Source organism: Streptomyces sp. NPDC053665 (genome assembly GCF_055585285.1).
In genome coordinates this window covers 549,725-569,011 of record NZ_JBVJKK010000002.1, presented here as the reverse complement: position 1 = coordinate 569,011, position 19,287 = coordinate 549,725, and the positions used below count along the sequence as shown (strand labels likewise).

The following is a 19,287-nucleotide window of genomic DNA, read 5'->3' as shown; positions in this document are numbered from 1 at the left end:
GCTCCGGCCCCGCTCAGCGTCCCGTCCGGTCCAGTCCGCGCAGGATCGTTTGCTCCTGCTCCGTCAGCGGTGCGCCCACCGCCGGCGGCAGGGGCGGCCCGCTGAGCGTCGCGAGGACCGTCGAGGGCCGGAGCAGCCGCTCCGGCCCGGTCGTCATGCTCATCACGTCCCAGACCGCCGACGCCGCGGTGTACGAACCGGTCGCCGTGCGGATCATGCGGCGGGTGTACGCCGTGACCGCGCGGTCGGCCAGGCCGGGCGAGCCCCCGCGCGTCCCGGGGAACCAGACGTCCTGGCTCACTGCCATCGTCCAGGCGGCCTGGACCGGCCGGGCCGCCCGCCGCTGCACCCGCCGGGCGAGTCCGGGGCCCTTCAGGCCCGCCCGCCGCACCTCCCGCGCCAGTTCCCGCACTTCGAGCGCCGCCACCGACATGCCCTGGCCGTAGGCCGGGTTGAAGGTGGCCAGCGCGTCGCCGAGGACGACGAGGCGTTCGGGCCAGGAGCGGACCTTCTCCAGGTACCTGCGGTGGTTGCTGGTGCTGCGGCTGACGTGGACGTCGGTGAGCGGTTCCGCGCCGGAGATCAGCCGGCCCACGATCGGGTCGGGCAGGTCCAGGGTGTACCGGAGGAACGCCTCCGGGTCGGAGGGCGGTTCGCCGCCGCCGCGCGTGCCGGCGAGGCTCACCATCCAGCGGTCGCCCTCGATCGGCAGCACCATGCCGCTGCGGCCGGGCCGCCCCCGGTACGGATCGGCCTGCACCATGGTCAGCGGGAAGCGTTCGGCGCCCTCGGGCATGCGGTACAGGCGGGTGGCGTTGACCAGGCCGGCGTCCACCGTCCTCGCCCGCACGTCGTCGATCCCCAGCCCCTCCAGCCAGGTCACGATCCGCGAGCCGCGTCCACTGGCGTCGACCACGAAGTCGGCGGGGAGCTCCTCGTCCCCGGCGGCGGTCGAGAGGCGGACCCCCGTCACCCGCTGCCGTGATCCGGTCAGCTCCAGCACCCGGGCCTTGCGGATCACCACGCCGGTGTGGTCCAGCACCGCGGCCCGCACGACCCAGTCGAGCAGCGCGCGGGTGCAGGTCAGCATCCGCGGCCCGGGGTGGCGCCAGCGGCGGAACCAGCCCTCGGGGGTGAGGGCGACCATGCCCGAGCCGAGGGACACCTCGTGCGCGCCGGCGGCGAGCAGATGCTTGCGCATGCTCACCCCGGGCACCAGGTCCTCCATCGCGGCCAGTCCGCCGGCCAGGAGGAGATGCGCGTGACGTCCCTGCGGCAGGCCCTTGCGGTGCTCCGGCCCCTCGGGCAGGTCGTCGCGGTCGAGCACGACCACCTCGTCCGCGACGGCGGACAGCGCCGCCGCGGCCAGCATGCCGGCCAGTCCCGCACCGATGACGACAGCTCTACGCGACATGCGACTCCTCGCACTCAGCCATGACGGCTCCCCCGCCCTGAGGGCTCTCCCCGGCGCCCGGCCACCGCCGCGCGACGCACAACACCCGGCGCGGGCAACGGTTTCGAGCCATACAGGCTCCTGTTCCGGACGGCTCTCACCGTACCTTCACGTACCGTGTCCGCCACCCCCCGGTGCGGGTCCCGCCGGGAAACCGGCCACGGGCGAGGCGGTCAGCCCGTGAGCGACCTGCCGTCCGCGGGGTCGGGCACCCGGGCGCGGATCGCCCGGAGGTCCTCCGCGCGGCGCAGGGCCCGGGACACCGCGCCGATCTCGCGCAGCAGGTCCGTGGTGTCACGCGCGCCGGCGCCGTCGTCCTCCTTCGTCCGGCTCCTGGCGTCGACCGCGTCCAGGATCGCCGCGGTCGCGGCCAGCGCCTTGGCCCGGTCGGGCGGGTGCCCGAGGGCGAGGGCGGCCTCGTGGTACCTCTCGCGCCGGTCCTCGTCGACGTACCGGGCGAGCGGCAGCAGGCAGTCGCGGATGAACGTCTCCCGGCGGACCAGCCGCAGTTCCGGAGTCGCGCGCAGCAGGAACGGGACACCGTCACCGTCGACCGTCTTCATCAACTGGTACAGCGGCCGCAGTTCGTGGTACGCGAGCCGGACGTGCCAGCGGCCGTGGAGGTACTGCCCGGCGTGCGGGATGATGAAGCCGACCGCTATCAGCACGGCGGACAGGCAGGCGAGCGGCGGGGCGACGGCGGTGCTCAGCCAGTCCAGGTCGTGCCCGGCCCAGCGGGCCGCCACGGCCGTCAGCTTGGCGGCGTCGAAGAACAACTGCGCGGCGTAGCCCACGCCGAGGAACTTCAGCCCCCAGCGCAGCAGCGAGTCCAGTCCGTCGGTGCGGATCCAGTTCCAGATCAGCCCGTTGGTGACCACCGCCGCCACGGTGTGCGCGAGCAGGTAGAGCACGATCATCTCGCGCATGTACGGGGTGTTGGCGTAGTACGTGTCGAGATCCCGCAGCCGCTCCTCCGGCACGTCCGCGAGGGCGAACAGCACCCACATCGCGGCGATCACGCACGAGTAGACGACCACGACGCCGCGCATCGCGCGCCGGGTGCGGTCGGAGCGGTCGGCCAGGCCGTTGCGCCAGGTGATGATCAGCAGCAGGCAGAACGCGCAGAACGCGGTGAGCAGCGAGTAGACCCACGGGCCGGAGAAGTTCGCCACTCCGGTCAGCCGGTTGACCCGGGCGATCGTCGACGGCGCCACGAACACGAACACTGCGCAGGCGAGCAGCAGCAGCCCGCCGACCGCGCGCAGCAGCGGGTCCTTCCAGAGCCGGATGATGCTGGGCAGCTTGATGGCCAGGGCGGCGGCCAGGATCCCGGCGGGGATCCACCAGAAGTTCGGGTAGAACTGGTTGACGAACTCGACCGGCGTCAGCGCCACCGTCGTCACGGTGCCGCACCTCCTCGCGGCCCCCGGTAGCCCAGCGACCGCTGCACGGGTTCCAGGGGTACGTCCGGGGCGCGCCCGCCGGGCAGCAGCGCCCGGCACCCCGCCGCCAGCCGATGGCCGAAGGCGTCGGCCTCCGCCTCGTCCCGCTCCCGGGAGCCGTGGCGGGCCGCCACCGTCAGCGCGAGGTCCTGCCAGCCCGGCCGGCCGGCGAACGCGTGGGCCGCCGCCGTGCCGGCCCCGCGGTGATGGCCGTGACCGGCGTGCAGATGCCACAACTCATGTCCCAGTATGACCAGTTGCTGCACCGCCTCGGCCCGCTCCTCGACGATGACCAGGTCGAAGTCCTGGAACTCGACCCACAGCCCCGTCACCTCGATCTCGTCCGGGAACCGCTCGAACCGCAGCTGCACGGGACGGCCGCCCCGCCGCGCACTCATCTCCTCGCACAGCGCCCGGCACAACTCCCGTACGGAGGAGGGTGCTTGGGGTCTCCTCCGGACCGCGGCGGCGAGCTCGGCGGCCAGGCCGCGCATGGCGGAGCCGCTGCGGGAACGCCCGAGTGCGGCGGTGACTCGGGCGGCCATCGTCCGCGCGCCCGCGATGTCCATCGCTCCCCCTTCTCACCCCCGGCCGTCGGCTGGGCAGCGCGTCCGAGACTACGCGCCCGAAAGTGCGCGCGTCATGCGATCGGGCGCCCGAGGCGCACGGGCGCCGCGCCGAACCCATTGACGCGCCCCGGCTTCGAACCTACGGTCCCGTTCGGAACAGCGACCCATGCTCGACATATCGAACGCCTCACGCCGTCACCGTCTCGGACCGCCTCCCCCCGACCCGAAAGGCGACCATGCGAGCCGCCCGCTTCACCCTGGACCCCGCATTCACCGTCGGCGAAGTGAACCCCCGCCTCTTCGGCTCCTTCGTGGAGCACCTGGGCCGCTGCGTCTACACCGGCGTCTTCGAACCCGGCCATCCCACCGCCGACGACGCGGGCCTGCGCCGGGACGTCCTCGGCCTGATCCGCGAACTCGGCGTCACCGCCGTCCGCTACCCCGGCGGCAACTTCGTCTCCGGGTACAAGTGGGAGGACTCGGTCGGCCCGGTGGAGGACCGGCCCCGCCGCCTCGACCTGGCCTGGCACTCCACCGAGACGAACCGCTTCGGTCTGTCCGAGTACATGGACCTCCTGCGCAGGATCGGCCCGCACACCGAGCCGATGCTCGCCGTCAACCTCGGTACGCGCGGTGTCGCCGAGGCCCTGGAGCTCCAGGAGTACGCCAACCACCCCGGCGGCACGGCCCTGTCGGACCTGCGCGCCGCCCACGGCGACAAGGACCCCTTCGGCATCCGGCTGTGGTGCCTGGGCAACGAGATGGACGGCCCCTGGCAGACCGGCCACAAGACGGCCCGGGAGTACGGCCGCCTCGCCGCCGCGACCGCCCGGGCCATGCGGCAGCAGGATCCGGGGATCGAGCTGGTCGTGTGCGGTTCCTCCCACCAGTCCATGCCGACCTTCGCCGCGTGGGAGGCCACGGTCCTGGAGGAGACGTACGACCTCGTCGACCACGTCTCCCTGCACGCCTACTACTGGCCGGAGGACGGCGACCTCGACTCCTTCCTCGCCTCCGCCGTCGACATGGAGTCCTTCATCGACAACGTCGTCGCGACCGCCGACCACGTGGGGGCGCGGCTGAAGTCGAAGAAGCGGATCACCCTCTCCTTCGACGAGTGGAACGTCTGGTACCTGCCCGAGTGGGAGGCCCGCGCCCGGGTCTTCGCGCCGGACGACTGGCCCGAGGCGCCGCGTCTGCTGGAGGACCACTACAGCGTCATGGACGCGGTCGTGTTCGGCTCGCTCCTGATCGCCCTGCTCCGGCACGCCGACCGCGTCACCGTCGCCTGCCTCGCCCAGCTCGTCAACGTCATCGCCCCGATCATGACCGAACCGGGTGGCCCGGCCTGGCGGCAGACCACGTTCTTCCCCTTCGCGCAGGCGTCCCGGTACGGCCGCGGCGAGGTCCTCGACGTCCGGGTGGACTCCCCGGCGTACGACACGGCGAAGTACGGCGAGACCGCTCTGCTGCACGCCACCGCCGTCCGCGGCGAGGACGGGTCGGTCACCGTGTTCGCCGTCAACCGCGGCCGGACCCAGGCGCTGCCGCTGGAGGTCACCCTGGGCGCCCTGGGGCTGTCGTCCGTCGTCGAGCACAGCGCCCTCGCCGACGCGGACCCCGACGCGCGCAACACCCTCGCCGATCCGGAACGGGTCGCCCCGCACCCGGTCGACGGCACGGTCCTGCGGGACGGCACGCTGCACACCGTCCTGGAGCCGCTGTCCTGGAACATGATCCGCCTGGCGTGACGGCCGCGGACCCGGCCCGTGCCCCGGCGCGCGGGCGGGCACGGTCCGGTCACACCGGCTTGACGGGCACCCCTCCGGCCGCGGCACCCAGCAGGGTCAGCCGCACCTCGCCCGGCCCGGAGGGAGTCGTCCCGTCGGACAGCACCGCCAGCGCCAGTGTGTTGGCACCACGTGTGCGCAGAATCCCGTTCGGCAGCACGAAGGTGTGCTGCGGCCCTACGTCGTTGACGTACTGGCCCAGGTTCCAGCCGTTGAGGAAGAGCTGCACCCGGTACGCCCGCTCGGGGTCGTCCTCGAGGACCAGGCCGACCGAGGCGTCCACACCCGGGGCGACGTCCAGCCGGAAGTCCGTGCGGTACCAGGTGACGCCCTGCCGCCGGTCCGCGCGCGGCAGTTCCGCGTCCTTCCAGTCCCGGTCGTCGTGGTCCGGCAGGTGCCAGCCCGCCCGCTCCCCGTACAGCCCGCCGTTGTTCGGCGCGCCGCGCACGGGGTCGGGCACGACGGCGCCCTGGACGCGCCAGGTCACCTTCGGGGAGGCGCCCCGGAAGGTCACGGCCGTGAGCCCGCGCGCGGCCTTGTGGGTGTCGCGCGCGCCCTCGTCCGTGTCGTGCTGCATCGGCCGGACGAGCACGGACAGCACGTGCCGCGCCCGGGGCTCCGCGCGCAGCCGCTCGCGCAGCCCCTCCGGCAGGTCGAGGACGGCCTCGGCCGTCCACGTGCCCTGCCGGGCGCGCTCCCGGTCCGGCACGGGCATGCGGTGCGTGCCCAGCGGCTCCCCGTCCAGCCAGGCCATCAGCAGGCCCTGCGTGCCGGTGCTGTAGGACAGGGAGACGGACTCGGCGCCGCCGCCGCCCGTCCACGCGCCCCGGTACCAGACGTCGCCGTAGTGGAAGCCGTAGTCGTCGGCGAACAGCACGGGCTGCCCGTCCGGCACGGGCGTGCTGCTGAAGGACGTCGTGCGGTCGGCCTGCGCCCAGTCCGCGTCGTCGAAGTCGGGGTCGGCCTCCGGGTTCTCGGTGCGCCGCCGCCAGCCGGTCAGGGCGGGCAGCGCCGGGCGGGTCACGCCGGGCAGCGGGCGCAGCGCCAGCAGGCTGCCGGAGGCGCTGACGCGGACGGGCACCGGGCGCCCGTTCCAGGTGACGTGGGTGATGCCGCGCGGCCCCCAGACCTCCAGCCCGGTGGCGCCGGTGGTGTCGCCGGTGAGGTGGACCGTGGAGTCGCGCAGGACGGCCGAGCGCAGCAGGGCCGGGCCGTAGACCAGCAGCGCGCCGGACGGCGTCTCGTAGGGCCACAGCCGCAGGGCGGTGGCGTCGTCGGCGAACAGCAGCAGCATCGGGGTGTCGACGCCGTCGCCCTCGACCCGCACCCGGCTCAGCCCGCCGGCGCCCAGCGGGACGGAGACGTTCAGCTTGCCGAGGTTGTACGCCCAGGCCGGTTCCGTGTCCAGCCGCATGGGCGTCGGCTCGTCCGCGCAGTCCAGCACGACCTGGGCCAGGTCGCCGTGCCGGCCGGCGAAGACGGCGATGTCCTGCCGGCCCGCGGTCAGGCTCAGCATCGGCTGCACGGAGGAGTACACCATCTTCCGTCTGCCGAGCCGGAGATCGGCCGCGATGAGCTTGGCGTCCCGGGCCGGGACGGTGACCGGGACGTCGATCCCGGCGTCCGGGAGGGTGGAGGAGACCGGCTCGTCGGTGTCGTTGCGCAGGACGTAGACGTGGGCGCCGGTGTCCGGGTTGGTCAGGTGCCGCACCCGGATCCGCTCGTCGGCGGCCCGGACCGCGCGCCCGGGGTTCAGCCGGGCGAGGTCGGGCACGGACCGCAGCAACTGCCCGAGCTGGTGCGTCGCGGCGAGCTTCGGGGTGGCGTTGCGGGCCTCGTCGAAGGCGGCACCGTAGTCGTAGGAGGTGTAGACGGCCGGTGCGGGCAGCCAGCCCCAGGAGGTCCCGCCGTAGGCCGGGTAGACGTTGTGCAGCGTGACGCCGTCGGCGAGTTGGGCGAGGCGGGTGCGCCGCTCGTACGCGGCGTCGTGGGTGCGGCGGGCCTCGGCGTAGCCCTTGCCGCCGAGCAGGGAGCCGCCCCAGGGGTCGGCCGTGCCGCCCGGCACCTGCGGCAGGAACGCGGGTGCCCGCCCGGCGGACCGGGTCCCCTCGGCCCCGAAGTGGCCCCGGAGGGGGGCCGGTTCGCCGGAGCCGGGCGCGCGGCCGGCCTCCACGGCGTGGAACAGCGGTACGTCGATGCCGTCGGCGCGGACCTTGTCGTACAGGTGGGACAGGTAGGCGCGCCGGGCCGGGTCGCCGGGGTCGTCGGCGCCGGGGGCGTCCTCCAGGCGGTAGAGCAGGACGGTGCCCGTGCCGCGGGTGAACAGGTGCTTGGCGACGACGCCGTTGACGGCCGTCAGCCACTCGTCGGCGTACCGCAGGAAGGCGGGGTCGGTGGTCCGGGCGCGGCCCTCGGTGGCGGTCAGCCAGCCGGGGAAGCCGCCCGCGTCGACGTCGGCGCCGAGGTGGGGGCCGGGCCGCAGCACCACGTACAGGCCGGTCTCGGCGGCCGTGCGCAGGAACAGGTCCAGGTCGCGCACGCCCGAGAAGTCGTAGCGCCCCGGCGCGGCGGAGTGGACGTTCCAGGCGACGCTCGCGGTCACGGCGTTGTGGCCGTGGGCGCGCATCTTCTCCAGCACGTCCCGCCACAGCGAGGGGCTGGGCAGCCGGAACGGGTGCATCTCGCCCGACCAGAGCACCAGCCGCCGGCCGTCCACCAGCAGCGAGTGCCGGTCGAACCGGATCTCGTGCGGCCGGCCGTCGGCGCTCGGCACCGGCGGCGGCGGGCCGGTGCGTACGGGCCGGCCCGGGATCGCGGAGCTCGGCGACCCGCTGCCGGTCAGCGCGAAGCCGAGCGCCGCCGTGCCGGCGAGCGCGTGAAAGGTGCGCCTGCTGAGCTCCAAGGGAGCGCCTCCTGTTGTGCCGTGCCTTGCGTGGTGCCGGTGTTCCGCGGCCGCCGCGGGGCCGCCGAGGCCGGCCCGGGTGCCGGTGGTGCGTCCATGTCTACAGGGTGACCGCGACAATGGTCCTATGAGGATCTCGGCACGTGCGGACTACGCGGTACGAGCGGTCGTGGAACTGGCCGCCCGGCAGGACGAGGGGCCGGTCAAGGCGGAGGCCGTGGCCACCGCGCAGGACATCCCCCACAAGTTCCTCGAGGGCATCCTCGGGGACCTGCGGCGGGCCGGTGTCGTCGACAGCCGCCGGGGCGGGGGCGGGGGGTACCGGCTGGCCCGGGAGGCGGACCGGATCAGCGTCGCGGACGTGATCCGGGCCGTGGACGGCCCGATCGTCTCGGTCCGCGGGGAACGCCCGACCGGGCTGGCCTACTCGGGCACCGCCGAGCCGCTGCTGCCGCTGTGGATCGCGCTGCGGGCCAACGTGCGCAGGATCCTGGAGGGTGTGACGATCGCCGACCTGGCGGCCGGGGCCCTGCCCGAGCCGGTGGAGCGGCTGGCGGCGGAACCGGCGGCCTGGGAGAACCCCTGAGGGGCCGCGGCCGGCCGCCGCGCGATGCGTGATCCTCATGGCGTCCCGGGATGTCCTCGCTCTGACGCGGGTGTGCCGTGCGCACACGCCGACGCACGTGTGCAACGCACCTTATGCGCCCCCGGGCACGGCCCCGGGCCGGGGTGTGCGCGAAGGGGCCCGTTCCGCCCGGGCGGCGGGCGGCCGTGCCGCACGCGGGCCGGTGGCCTTTCCGCCAGTGTGAATGGCCGGACAGCGCCCTGGCCGGTGCTCGCGGCCCTGCGTACGATGCCACCGCCCCCGGCCTTCACGGCTCCTCCACGGAACGGTCACAACCGGGGGCGCATGCGCTGAGTTGCTTGTCATGCGCATGTTCAGTCGCACGGTCCGACACACTCACCCCCCACGAACGGATGGGAGAACCATGGCCGGTGGCCTGCTCCTGAGCGGCGCGATCGCCGCGCTGCTCACCAGCGCACTTCCCGCACAACCGCCCTCCTCCGGGTTCGTCGACCCGCCCCCGGACAAGATCGTCATCAAGGTCGCCACGGTGAACGGCTCCGGCTGCCCGCAGGGCACCGCCGCGGTGGCCGTCTCCGAGGACAACACGGCGTTCACGGTGACCTACAGCGACTACCTCGCCCAGGCCGGGGGCAACTCCGACCCCACCGCCTTCCGCAGGAACTGCCAGCTCAACCTGATCGTCCACGTGCCCTCGGGCTTCACGTACGCCATCGCCAGCGCCGACTACCGCGGCTTCGCCGCACTCCAGCGCGGTGCGAGCGCGACCCAGCGGGCGTCGTACTACTTCCAGGGCTCGTCGAGCACGGCCTACCGCACCCACCCCTTCAGCGGCCCCTACAACGACAACTGGCAGGCCACGGACGAGACGGACTGGGCGCAACTGGTCTGGGCGCCCTGCGGGGTGCAGCGCAACTTCAATATCAACACGGAGATCCGCGTCAACGCCGGTACGCAGTCGGCCGACAAGGTCAGCTTCATGACCATGGACTCGACCGACGGGGACATCAGCACCGTCTACCACATGGCGTGGAAGGAGTGCCCGGAGAAGAAGTCCTGACGACCTGAGCCGGGCGCGCGGGATCGCCTCCGCCCGCGCGCCCGGGTGCTCCGGGCCGGCGGCGAGGGGAGACACGGGGGGAGCCCCTGGAGTTGGATGAGTCATGGAGTTCTTCTGCTACCACCGCGACCGGCCCGGCTCGCTGCCGCTGCGCGAGCGACTGGGCGAGGCGCACTGGGCCTACATGGACCGCTACGAGGCGGAACTGATCGCGCGGGGGCCGACGTTCGCCGAGGACGGGCAGACACCCACCGGCAGCGTCCACATCGTCGGCCTTCCGGACCCCGCCGCGGCCCGGGCGTTCGCCTTCGACGAGCCCAACCACCAGGCCGGCGTGTACCGCGACGTCCTGCTCCGGCGGTGGCGCAACCTGCTGGGCCGGACGATGGCACAGTTCCCCGGCGGGCGCACCGGTGGCAGCCGGTACCTCGTCCTCGGGCTGGGCTCGGGTGCCGGCGCCGACCTGGAGGTGCCCGAGGCCCTGCGGGACGAACTGATCGCGTACGGGCCGCTGCTGTCCGACGACGGTGCCGCGTGGCTGGGGACGGCGGCCCTGGTGCGGGCACCGCACGCGGCAGACGCGCGTGCCGTGCTGACCCCGGAGCGGTACGCGAGCGTCGAGGTGCACGACTGGGAGTGCGGCGGGCGGCGCTGACGCACGGCCGCAGAGGGCGGTGCACCCCGGCCGTCGCCGGGGTGCGCCGCCCTCGGAGGGGGGTGCGGTGGATCGTGCGGGCCAGCCCGCTACTTCGGGTCGTTGCCGAACTTGGCCGCGGCCCAGAAGTAGCCGAGCACCGCCAGGGCCAGGCACCAGCCGACGGCGAGCCAGCCGTTGTGCCCGATCTCGGTGCCGAGCAGCAGTCCGCGCAGGGTCTCGATGGCGGGCGTGAAGGGCTGGTACTCGGCGAACGGCCGGAACCAGCCGGGCATCGAGTCGAGCGGGACGAACGCGCTGGACAGCAGCGGCAGCAGGATCAGCGGCATGGCGTTGTTGCTGGCGGCCTCGGCGTTGGGGCTCACCAGGCCCATGCCGACCGCGATCCAGGTGAACGCCAGGGCGAAGAGCACCAGCAGTCCGAACGCCGCGAGCCATTCCAGGACGGTGGCGTCGGTGGAGCGGAAGCCGATGGCCACGCCCACGGCGCCCACGAGGACCACGCTGGCGACCGACTGGAGCACACTGCCGACGACATGGCCGACCAGGACCGAGCCGCGGTGGATGGCCATGGTGCGGAACCGGGCGATGATGCCTTCGGACATGTCGTTGGAGACGGAGACGGCGGTGCCGATCGTGGTGCTGCCGATGGTCATCAGCAGCACGCCCGGCACGATGTAGGCGATGTAGACGGACCGGTCCGGGCCCCCGCCGGCGATGCCCGCGCTCATGGTGTCGCCGAAGATGTAGACGAACAGCAGCAGCAGCATGATCGGCGTCAGCAGCAGGTTCAGCGTGAGCGAGGGGTAGCGCCGCACGTGCAGGAGGTTGCGGCGCAGCATCGTGGTGGAGTCGCGGACGGCGAGGGAGAGCGAACTCATCGGGCAGCCTCCTCGGGCTGGTTCGTCTGGTGCGGGACGCGGGCGTCGCCGGTGAGGGCGAAGAACACGTCGTCGAGGTCGGGGGTGTGCACGGTCAGTTCGTCGGCCTCGACGCCGGCGGCGTCGAGCCGGTCGAGGATCAGGCGCAGGGCGCGCTGGCTGCCGTCGCTGGGGATCTGCAGGGCCAGGGCCTCGTCGTCGTGGACGGCACCGTCCAGCGTCGCCGCGGCGGACCGGTAGGCGACCGGGTCGGTGAAGCGGAGACGCACGTGTCCGCCCGGGACGATCCGCTTCAGCTCCTCCGCGGTGCCCTCGGCCGCGATGCGGCCGTCGTGCAGGACCGCGATGCGGTCGGCGAGTTCGTCCGCCTCCTCCAGGTACTGGGTGGTGAGGAAGACGGTGACCCCGCCGGACACCAGCTCCCGGATGATCTGCCACATCGTGTGGCGGGAGCGGGGGTCCAGTCCCGTGGTGGGTTCGTCGAGGAAGATCACCCGCGGCGAGCCGACCAGGGTCATGGCGATGTCCAGGCGGCGCTTCATGCCGCCCGAGTAGGTGGAGGCGGGCTTGCCGGCGGCCTCGGTGAGGTCGAAGCGCTCCAGCAACTCGGCGACCACGCGCCGCCCTTCGGGCTTGGGCAGGTGGTGCAGGTCGGCCATGAGGAGCATGTTCTCCTCGCCGGTGATCAGGCCGTCGACGGCCGAGAACTGGCCGGTGACGCCGATCGCGGCCCGGACGTCCTGCGGCTGGGTGGCGAGGTCGTGGCCCGCGACCCGGGCCTGCCCGCCGTCGGCCCGGACGAGCGTGGAGAGGATCTTGACGGCGGTGGTCTTGCCGGCCCCGTTCGGGCCGAGCAGGGAGAAGATGGTGCCCTCCGGGACGGTGAAGTCGACACCGTCCAGGACGGTCTTGTCGCCGTAGGACTTGCGCAGCCCGTTCGCCGCGATCGCCGGGGTGGTCATGGATGGTCTCCTCTACAGGCTGCGGGCGGTGACGTCGCCGTAGGCGGTGGTGGCGTGGATGGTCAGTCCGGCGGCGGCGCCGTCGGCGTTCTTCAGCGAGTTGTGGATCCGGCCGTAGGTGGTGCCGGCGTCCAGGGAGGCCGAGACGCCGGGGGCGGCGCCGACCGAGATGTCGCCGTGCTGGGTGCGCAGCGTGAACGCGCCCCGCACGGCCTCGGCGATCCGGATGTCGCCCTTCTGCACGGCGACCTCGGCGGGGCCGCCCAGACGCCCGACCGAGATGTCGCCGGCCTGGACACCGATCCGGGCGGCCGCGGTCTCGTCGAGCTTGACCGGCCCGAGGGCGCCCTCGAAGGTCACGTCGCCGAGCCGTCCGACGCCCCGCAGTTCGGCGGCGGCCGTCCGGGCCCGGACGTGGGACCCGCTGGGAAGCTGCACGGTCACCTCGACGGCCCCGGAGGAACCGAGGAGCCGGTTCCTGGGAGCGGCGGCCGTGATGCGCAGGACGCCGTCGGCGCAGGCGACGGAGATCTGCTCCGCGGCCTTCACGTCGCGGCTCCTGGACGCGTCGGCGGGCAGGACCTCGACGGTGGTGTCGTCCCGGTCGGCGGCGATGAACAGGATGCGGCCCGCGGGGACGTCCAGCACGGTGGTGACGGGCTTGGGGGTGGGGAACCGCTGCATGTCGTCTCTCCTTCGACCGCTGTTTCCGGCAAGAGAAACGCTACGTTGCATTCACGGATTGGACAACGCGCTTGTTGCATACGACCAGTGTCATTGCAGCTCAGAGCCTGGAAATCGTTGCAACTGTTCTGCCGGATAACGCAACGCACGGTCCAGGGTGCGTTGCAATGAAGAGGGATGAACGCTACTGCGGGACTGCTGCCGCGGAACGGGCGAAGGCGCGCGCCCGGTGGCGGCGCGGCGTACGGACCCGGGGTGGTGGGTTCCCGGGGACGGCGACAGGCCGGCGGGCGCACGGCCCGCCGGCGAGAGGTGTCCGATGCGGTGGGGCTAGCCGGCCTGGCCCATACCGGCCGCGTTGGGCCAGTTCTGCGCCGCGGGCCAGCCGGTGGCAGGGGCCGGTGACAGACCGTTCGTCCCACGGACCTGGGCGGCCGTGAGACCGCCACGGGCGGGCACACCGGGTGGCGTCGGACCGGTGGCCATAGGCATGGGCATGGGGGCGGGCGTGGGCGCCGGGGCCGGGATCTGCGCCGCCGGGGCGAACGGCTGGGCGGGGGCGAACGGTTGCGCCGGGGCGAGCGGCTGCGCCGGGAACGGCGAGGCCGCCGGGGTGAGCGGTTGCCCCGGGCCGGGCTGCGGCACCGGCTGCGGCGCCGGCTGGGGGACGGGCTGCGGCGCGGGCAGGGGAGCGGGCTGCGGTAGGGGGACGGGGGAGGGCTGGGGCGCGGCCGCCGGCTGCGGCGCGGCCGGCACCGGTGTCCCGCCGTCGTGGCCCGGCGGCAGGGCGGACGCCGCGGCGGGGAGCGGCACACCGGCGCCGGCGGTCCCCGGCGCGCCCGGGCCCACCGCCGCGACATGGGCGGCCAGGCCCTGCATCCCCGCTCCGTTCGTCTCGCTCATCAGCCGGTCCACGGCCGCCGTACCCGAGCTGTAGCTGGTCCCGTTGCCCGGCTCGGGTACGGCGGCTCCCCTCCTGGACGTCCCGTAGAGCACCTGTTCCAGGCCGGACACCAGGCGACGCACGTCCACCTGGGGGCGCACCACGAGACGCAGGAAGCGGCTGGACGAACCGATCTTGTTGCCGCACTCGCGGACCAGGATCCGGTGCTCGGTGAGCATCCGGTCGCGGACCACGGTGCCCTCGGCGCCCACGGGCAGGCGCACGAAGAGGAAGTTGCCCTGCGAGGGGTAGACCGTCAGCCCCGGCAGGGACGAGAGCTGGGAGGCCATGTCCAGCCGGTCCCGGCGGACCTGGTGCAGGCTCTGCGCGTACTCGGCGCCGTGCTCCTTCAGCATGAACACCACGTGCTCGGCGAAGGAGTTGAGGTTCCACTTGGGCAGCATGGAGCGGACGCGGCCGGCCAGCGCCGGATTGGCGACGAGGTAGCCGAAGCGGATGCCGTGCAGGCCGAAGTTCTTGCCGAGGCTGCGCAGGACGACCACGTTGGGCCGCAGCATCGCCTCCTGGACGACGGACGGCTCGGCCTCGGCGTCGGCGAACTCCAGGAACGACTCGTCGACGACGATCAGGTCGAGGTCGGCCATGGCGTCCATGAACTGCACGACGGAGTGCTTGTGCAGGTAGCCGCCGTCGGGGTTGTTGGGGTTGCAGATCACCGCGACCCGGGTGCCGCGGGCGCGGATGAACTCGGCGTACTGGGCGAGGTCGAGGGCGAAGCCGCTGGACTCCTGGAGCGGGAACATGTCGACCCGCTTGCCGGTCTCCATGGGCTGGTCGGTCCAGCGGCCGAACGTGGGGACGGGGACGGCGAGGGACTCGCGCACCAGCAGGTGGTCGATCCAGGTGATCAGCTCGGTCGAGCCGTTGCCCATCGCCACGCACTGCGGCGGCAGTTGCAGCAGGCTGCACAGCTCGGCGGTGATGGTGTCCGCGCTGCTCGGGTAGTACGTGATGATGTCGCGCAGCCGGGCGGCCATGTCGTCGAACATGGCCGGGGTGGGGAAGTAGGGGTTGCACGGGATGCAGAAGTCCACCGGCCCGGCTCCGTCGCCGCCCTCGCGCGTCAGCGCCGCCATCGAAGGGCTGTGTGCCGCGGTGCTGCGGAACAGCGAGGTGACCTTGTCGGCCATGGAACCTCCGTGTGAGGCGGGTCCGTCGGGGGCGGCCGGACCCGGCGTGCGAGGGCGGCCCGCGCGAGGAGCACGGGCCGCCCTCTCATACGGAGACCGCACGGACGCCGTTCAACCGTCGGGGAACCGGTCGGGATTCGTGCCGCTGTCGTGAAGACCACCGGCCCCCCCGGCGGCTCCGGTAGGTTCCCGCCCCCTCACCGGCCGAAGGTGTGGACCGTCGACGTGCGGTAGGTCCGGCCGGGGCGCAGCACCGTGGAGGGGAACTCCGGCTTGTTCGGCGAGTCCGGGAAGTGCTGCGTCTCCAGGCAGAGCGCGTCGCCCTGCCGGTAGGTGCGGCCGGTCGGGCCGGTCAGCGTGCCGTCGAGGAAGTTGCCCGAGTAGAACTGCAGCCCCGGCTCGTTCGTGGCGATCCTCAGGGTGCGCCCCGAGGACGGGTCGCGCAGGGTGGCCACGTGCTCGGGCCGGGCGGTGATGCCCTTGTCGAGGACCCAGTTGTGGTCGAAGCCCTTGGCGGTGATCAGCTGGGGGTGCGCCGTGCGGATGTCCCGGCCGATCGGCTTGGCCGTGCGAAAGTCGAAGGGCGTGCCCGCGACCCTGGCCAGCTCGCCGGTGGGGATCAGTCCCGCGTCGGTGGGCGTGTAGCGGGAGGCGGCGATGCGCAGCTCGTGGTCCTCGATGGTGCCGCTGCCGGCGCCGGCCAGGTTCCAGTAGACGTGGCTGGTCAGGTTGACGACCGTGGCCTTGTCGGTGGTGGCCTCGTAGTCGATGCGCCAGTCGCCGCCCCGGGTGAGGGTGTAGGTCACCTTGGCCTTGAGCGTGCCCGGGTAGCCCATCTCCCCGTCGACGGACGTGTAGTACAGGTGCAGGCCGACGTCGGAGCCCGCGGTGAACGGCTCGACGTCCCACACCCGCTTGTCGAAGCCCTGGGCGCCGCCGTGCAGGCTCTGCTCGCCGTCGTTGACGGACAGCTGGTAGTCCTTGCCGTCGAGCGTGAAACGGCCCTTGCCGATGCGGTTGCCGTACCGGCCGATGAGGGCGCCGAAGTAGGGGCTCTCGGCGACGTAGTCCTCGAGGTTGTCGAAGCCGGCGCTGACGTTGGCGTAGCGGCCGCGGCGGTCGGGGATCTCCAGGGACTGGACGATGCCGCCGTAGGAGAGGACCTTCAGGCGGGTGCCGCCGTTCTCCAGCGACCAGAGGTGGACCTTCGTGCCGTCGGCGAGCTTGCCGAAGAGCGTCTTCACCGGCTTCCTGCCTCCCGTGGCGTGCGCCGTGCCGCCCAGTGTGGTGGCGGCGATGCCCGCCGCCGCGGCTCCCGCGATGACCGTGCGTCTGTTCAGTTCCATGTGCGGCTCCCGTATGAGGAGGGGGCCCCGCCGTGCGGCGGGGCCCCGATCTGACCTACGAACCGACCTTGCGCTTGTTCCACACGTCGAACCCGACCGCGGCGAGGAGCACCAGGCCCTTGATGACCTGCTGCCAGTCGGTGCCGATGCCGACGAGGTTCATGCCGTTGTTCAGCACGCCCAGGACCAGGCCTCCGATGATCGCGCCGAGGACGGTGCCGACACCGCCGCTCATCGACGCGCCGCCGATGAACGAGGCGGCGATCGCCTCCAGCTCGAAGTTGAGGCCGGCCTTGGGAGAGGCCGCGTTGAAGCGGGCGGCGAAGACCAGACCCGCCAGGGCCGCGAGCATGCCCATGTTCAGGAAGACCAGGAAGGTGACCTTCTTGTCCTTCACACCCGACAGCTTGGCCGCGGGGAGGTTGCCGCCGATGGCGTAGATGTGGCGGCCGATGATCGCGTTGCGCATGACGTAGCCGAAGCCGACGAGCAGCACCCCGAGGATCAGCAGCACGATCGGGGCGCCCTTGTAGCTGGCCAGCAGCATGGTCAGGGTGAGGATGGCGGCGCCGATCGCGACCAGCTTCAGCAGGAACAGCTTGGCCGGCGGGACGTCCAGTGCGAACTCCTGCTGCCGCCTGCGGTCGCGGACCTCCTGGAAGACCACGAAGGCGATCATCGCGAGGCCCAGCAGCAGGGTCAGGTTGTGGTAGTTGGTGTCCGGGCCGACCTCGGGCAGGAAGCCGTTGGCGACCTTCTGCAGGCCGTCCGGGAACGGGCCGAGCGTCTGGCCCTCCAGGAAGATCTCCGTCAGACCGCGGAAGATCAGCATGCCCGCCAGGGTCACGATGAACGACGGTATGCCGCCGTAGGCGATGAAGAAGCCCTGCACGGCGCCCGCCACCGCGCCCACGGCCAGGCACAGCACCACGGCGAGCGGCCACGGCAGGTCCTGTTTGACCATGAAGACGGCGGCCATCGAGCCGACGAACGCCGTCAGCGAGCCGACGGACAGGTCGATGTGGCCCGCGATGATGACCAGCATCATGCCGATGGCCAGGATCAGGATGTAGCTGTTCTGCAGCACCAGGTTGGAGACGTTGCGCGGGAGCAGCAGGTCACCGTCGGTCCAGACGGCGAACAGGACCACGATCAGGCCCAGCGCGATCAGCATGCCGTACTGCCGCATGTTGCGGCGCATGCCCTCCATCACCAGCTGCACCAGGCCGTCGCCCGCGGCCCCTTCGCGGCCCGGCGGCGCGGGGGCCGGGCTCTTGGCGGTCACGTCCGTGCTCATCGGGATACCTCTTTGTCCTTCGTCATCTGACGCATCAGCGATTCCTGGGAGGCCTCGGCCCGCGAGAACTCACCCGTCAGCCGCCCCGCGGCCATCGTGTAGATGCGGTCGCACATGCCGAGCAGTTCGGGCAGCTCGGAGGAGATGAAGACGACCGCCTTGCCCTGGGCGGCCAGCTGGTCGATGACCGTGTAGATCTCGTACTTGGCGCCGACGTCGATGCCCCGCGTCGGCTCGTCCAGGATCAGCACGTCCGGACCCGAGAAGATCCACTTGCTGAGGACGACCTTCTGCTGGTTGCCGCCGGACAGCTTGCCCACCGGCTCGAACACCGTCGGCGCCTTGATGTTCATGGACGTGCGGAAGCCCTCGGCGACCTGCCGCTCCTCGTGCTCGTCGACCACACCCCGCTTGGCGACCTTGCCCAGGGCGCTCAGCGAGATGTTCCGGTTGATGGTGTCGATGAGGTTGAGGCCGTAGTGCTTGCGGTCCTCGGTGACGTACGCGATGCCGTGCCTGACCGCCTCCGGGACGGTCTTCGTGCGGATCTCCGTGCCGTCCTTGAGGACCGTGCCGGCCGCGTACCGGCCGTAGGTCCGCCCGAAGACGCTCATAGCGAGCTCGGTGCGGCCGGCGCCCATCAGGCCCGCGATGCCGACGATCTCCCCGCGCCGCACGTGCAGCGACACGTCGTCGCACACCTTGCGCTGCTGGTCGATCGGGTGGTGGACGGTCCAGCCCCGGATCTCCAGGGCCGGGGCCGCGCCCTCCTCGGGCTCGTGCGGCGACCGCTCCGGGAAGCGGTTCTCCAGGTCGCGGCCGACCATCCCGCTGATGATGCGGTCCTCGGTGGTCTCCGGCGCCTTCACGTCGAGGGTCTCGATGGTCCGGCCGTCGCGCAGGATCGTCACCGAGTCGGCGACCTTGCGGATCTCGTTGAGCTTGTGGGAGATGATGATCGAGGTGATGCCCTGCTTCTTCAACTCCAGGATGAGGTCCAGGAGTTTGCCGCTGTCCTCGTCGTTCAGGGCCGCGGTCGGCTCGTCGAGGATGAGCAGCTTCACCTTCTTCGACAGGGCCTTGGCGATCTCCACGAGCTGCTGCTTGCCCACGCCGATGTCGGCGACCCGGGTGTCCGGGTGGTCCGACAGGCCCACCCTGCGCAGCAGTTCGGTGGCGTGCCGCAGGGTCTCGGTCCAGCTGATGATCCCGCGGGTGGCGTGCTCGTTGCCGAGGAAGATGTTCTCCGCGAGGGAGAGGTAGGGCACCAGGGCCAGTTCCTGGTGGATGATCACGATGCCGCGTTCCTCGCTGGCCCGGATGTCCTTGAACCGGCAGACCTCTTCCTCGAAGAGGATGTCGCCCTCGTAGGTCCCGTGCGGGTGGACGCCGGACAGGACCTTCATCAGGGTCGACTTGCCGGCGCCGTTCTCCCCGCAGATGGCGTGGACCTCGCCCTGCCGGACGGTCAGCGTGACGTCCGACAGCGCCTTGACGCCGGGAAAGGTCTTGACGATCGAGCGCATTTCCAGGACGGGTCCCGCCATGGTCGTGCCTTCCAATCAG

General features: G+C 72.4%; 15 protein-coding genes. 4 read left to right on the top strand and 11 right to left on the bottom strand.

The annotated features are described in order from the left end of the window. Positions 1-13 precede the first annotated feature (13 nt). The 3 genes from ACZ6ZN_RS10125 to ACZ6ZN_RS10115 all read right to left on the bottom strand — a co-directional run bounded on the left by ACZ6ZN_RS10125 (position 14) and on the right by ACZ6ZN_RS10115 (position 3,464). The gene (locus ACZ6ZN_RS10125; protein ID WP_469644810.1) at positions 14-1,414 is read right to left on the bottom strand and encodes an FAD-dependent oxidoreductase; all 1,401 of its coding nucleotides are present in this window, start codon (positions 1,412-1,414) and stop codon (positions 14-16) included. 212 nt (positions 1,415-1,626) lie between these two features. Then, complete coding sequence (locus ACZ6ZN_RS10120; RefSeq protein WP_451877127.1) at positions 1,627-2,856, bottom strand: MAB_1171c family putative transporter; 1,230 nt, start codon at positions 2,854-2,856, stop codon at positions 1,627-1,629. Continuing rightward, complete coding sequence (locus ACZ6ZN_RS10115; RefSeq protein ID WP_451877126.1) at positions 2,853-3,464, bottom strand: toxin-antitoxin system, toxin component family protein; 612 nt, start codon at positions 3,462-3,464, stop codon at positions 2,853-2,855. The genes ACZ6ZN_RS10120 and ACZ6ZN_RS10115 overlap by 4 nt, the downstream gene beginning before the upstream one ends. A 236-nt stretch (positions 3,465-3,700) precedes the next feature. Here ACZ6ZN_RS10115 and arfA point away from each other — a divergent pair, with 236 nt between their 5' ends. Further along, positions 3,701-5,215, top strand: coding sequence for an arabinosylfuranosidase ArfA (gene arfA, locus ACZ6ZN_RS10110; protein ID WP_469644806.1), 1,515 nt, complete (start codon positions 3,701-3,703; stop codon positions 5,213-5,215). A 49-nt stretch (positions 5,216-5,264) separates the two neighbouring features. Here the strand turns inward: arfA and ACZ6ZN_RS10105 are convergent, their stop codons facing one another. Continuing rightward, complete coding sequence (locus ACZ6ZN_RS10105; RefSeq protein WP_469644803.1) at positions 5,265-8,156, bottom strand: glycoside hydrolase family 35 protein; 2,892 nt, start codon at positions 8,154-8,156, stop codon at positions 5,265-5,267. Positions 8,157-8,283: 127 nt separating this feature from the next. On the opposite strand from ACZ6ZN_RS10105, the gene ACZ6ZN_RS10100 reads away from it, so the two are divergent. The 3 genes from ACZ6ZN_RS10100 to ACZ6ZN_RS10090 all read left to right on the top strand — a co-directional run bounded on the left by ACZ6ZN_RS10100 (position 8,284) and on the right by ACZ6ZN_RS10090 (position 10,457). Next, positions 8,284-8,742 carry an RrF2 family transcriptional regulator gene (locus tag ACZ6ZN_RS10100; protein ID WP_398111413.1) on the top strand — a complete coding sequence of 153 codons (459 nt, stop codon included), beginning with the start codon at positions 8,284-8,286 and terminating at the stop codon, positions 8,740-8,742. A gap of 403 nt (positions 8,743-9,145) precedes the next feature. Beyond that, positions 9,146-9,802 (top strand): DUF4360 domain-containing protein, encoded by a 657-nt coding sequence (locus ACZ6ZN_RS10095; protein ID WP_451877123.1) that lies wholly within the window; start codon positions 9,146-9,148, stop codon positions 9,800-9,802. A 103-nt stretch (positions 9,803-9,905) separates the two neighbouring features. Further along, entirely contained in the window at positions 9,906-10,457 is a 552-nt protein-coding gene (locus ACZ6ZN_RS10090; protein WP_469644798.1) for a YciI family protein, read from the top strand. Positions 10,458-10,546: 89 nt separating this feature from the next. Here ACZ6ZN_RS10090 and ACZ6ZN_RS10085 read toward each other — a convergent pair whose 3' ends face one another. From ACZ6ZN_RS10085 to mmsA, 7 genes are all read right to left on the bottom strand, one after another. Further along, on the bottom strand, positions 10,547-11,338 hold the full coding sequence (locus tag ACZ6ZN_RS10085) for an ABC transporter permease (protein WP_398111410.1): 792 nt from the start codon (positions 11,336-11,338) through the stop codon (positions 10,547-10,549). Then, positions 11,335-12,300 (bottom strand): ATP-binding cassette domain-containing protein, encoded by a 966-nt coding sequence (locus ACZ6ZN_RS10080; RefSeq protein ID WP_451876555.1) that lies wholly within the window; start codon positions 12,298-12,300, stop codon positions 11,335-11,337. Before ACZ6ZN_RS10080 ends, ACZ6ZN_RS10085 begins: the two co-directional genes overlap by 4 nt. Before the next feature lie 12 nt (positions 12,301-12,312). Beyond that, complete coding sequence (locus tag ACZ6ZN_RS10075) at positions 12,313-12,984, bottom strand: DUF4097 family beta strand repeat-containing protein (protein WP_398111408.1); 672 nt, start codon at positions 12,982-12,984, stop codon at positions 12,313-12,315. A gap of 330 nt (positions 12,985-13,314) precedes the next feature. Next, positions 13,315-15,078 (bottom strand): pyridoxal phosphate-dependent aminotransferase, encoded by a 1,764-nt coding sequence (locus tag ACZ6ZN_RS10070; protein ID WP_469644795.1) that lies wholly within the window; start codon positions 15,076-15,078, stop codon positions 13,315-13,317. Positions 15,079-15,275: 197 nt separating this feature from the next. Beyond that, the gene (locus ACZ6ZN_RS10065; protein WP_398111406.1) at positions 15,276-16,424 is read right to left on the bottom strand and encodes an aldose epimerase family protein; all 1,149 of its coding nucleotides are present in this window, start codon (positions 16,422-16,424) and stop codon (positions 15,276-15,278) included. Positions 16,425-16,479: 55 nt separating this feature from the next. Further along, a complete protein-coding gene (gene mmsB / locus ACZ6ZN_RS10060; RefSeq protein WP_469644791.1) occupies positions 16,480-17,721 on the bottom strand; it encodes a multiple monosaccharide ABC transporter permease in 1,242 nt (413 codons plus the stop codon). Further along, complete coding sequence (gene mmsA, locus ACZ6ZN_RS10055; RefSeq protein ID WP_469644788.1) at positions 17,718-19,268, bottom strand: multiple monosaccharide ABC transporter ATP-binding protein; 1,551 nt, start codon at positions 19,266-19,268, stop codon at positions 17,718-17,720. The genes mmsB and mmsA overlap by 4 nt, the downstream gene beginning before the upstream one ends. Between the last annotated feature and the right edge of the window lie 19 nt (positions 19,269-19,287).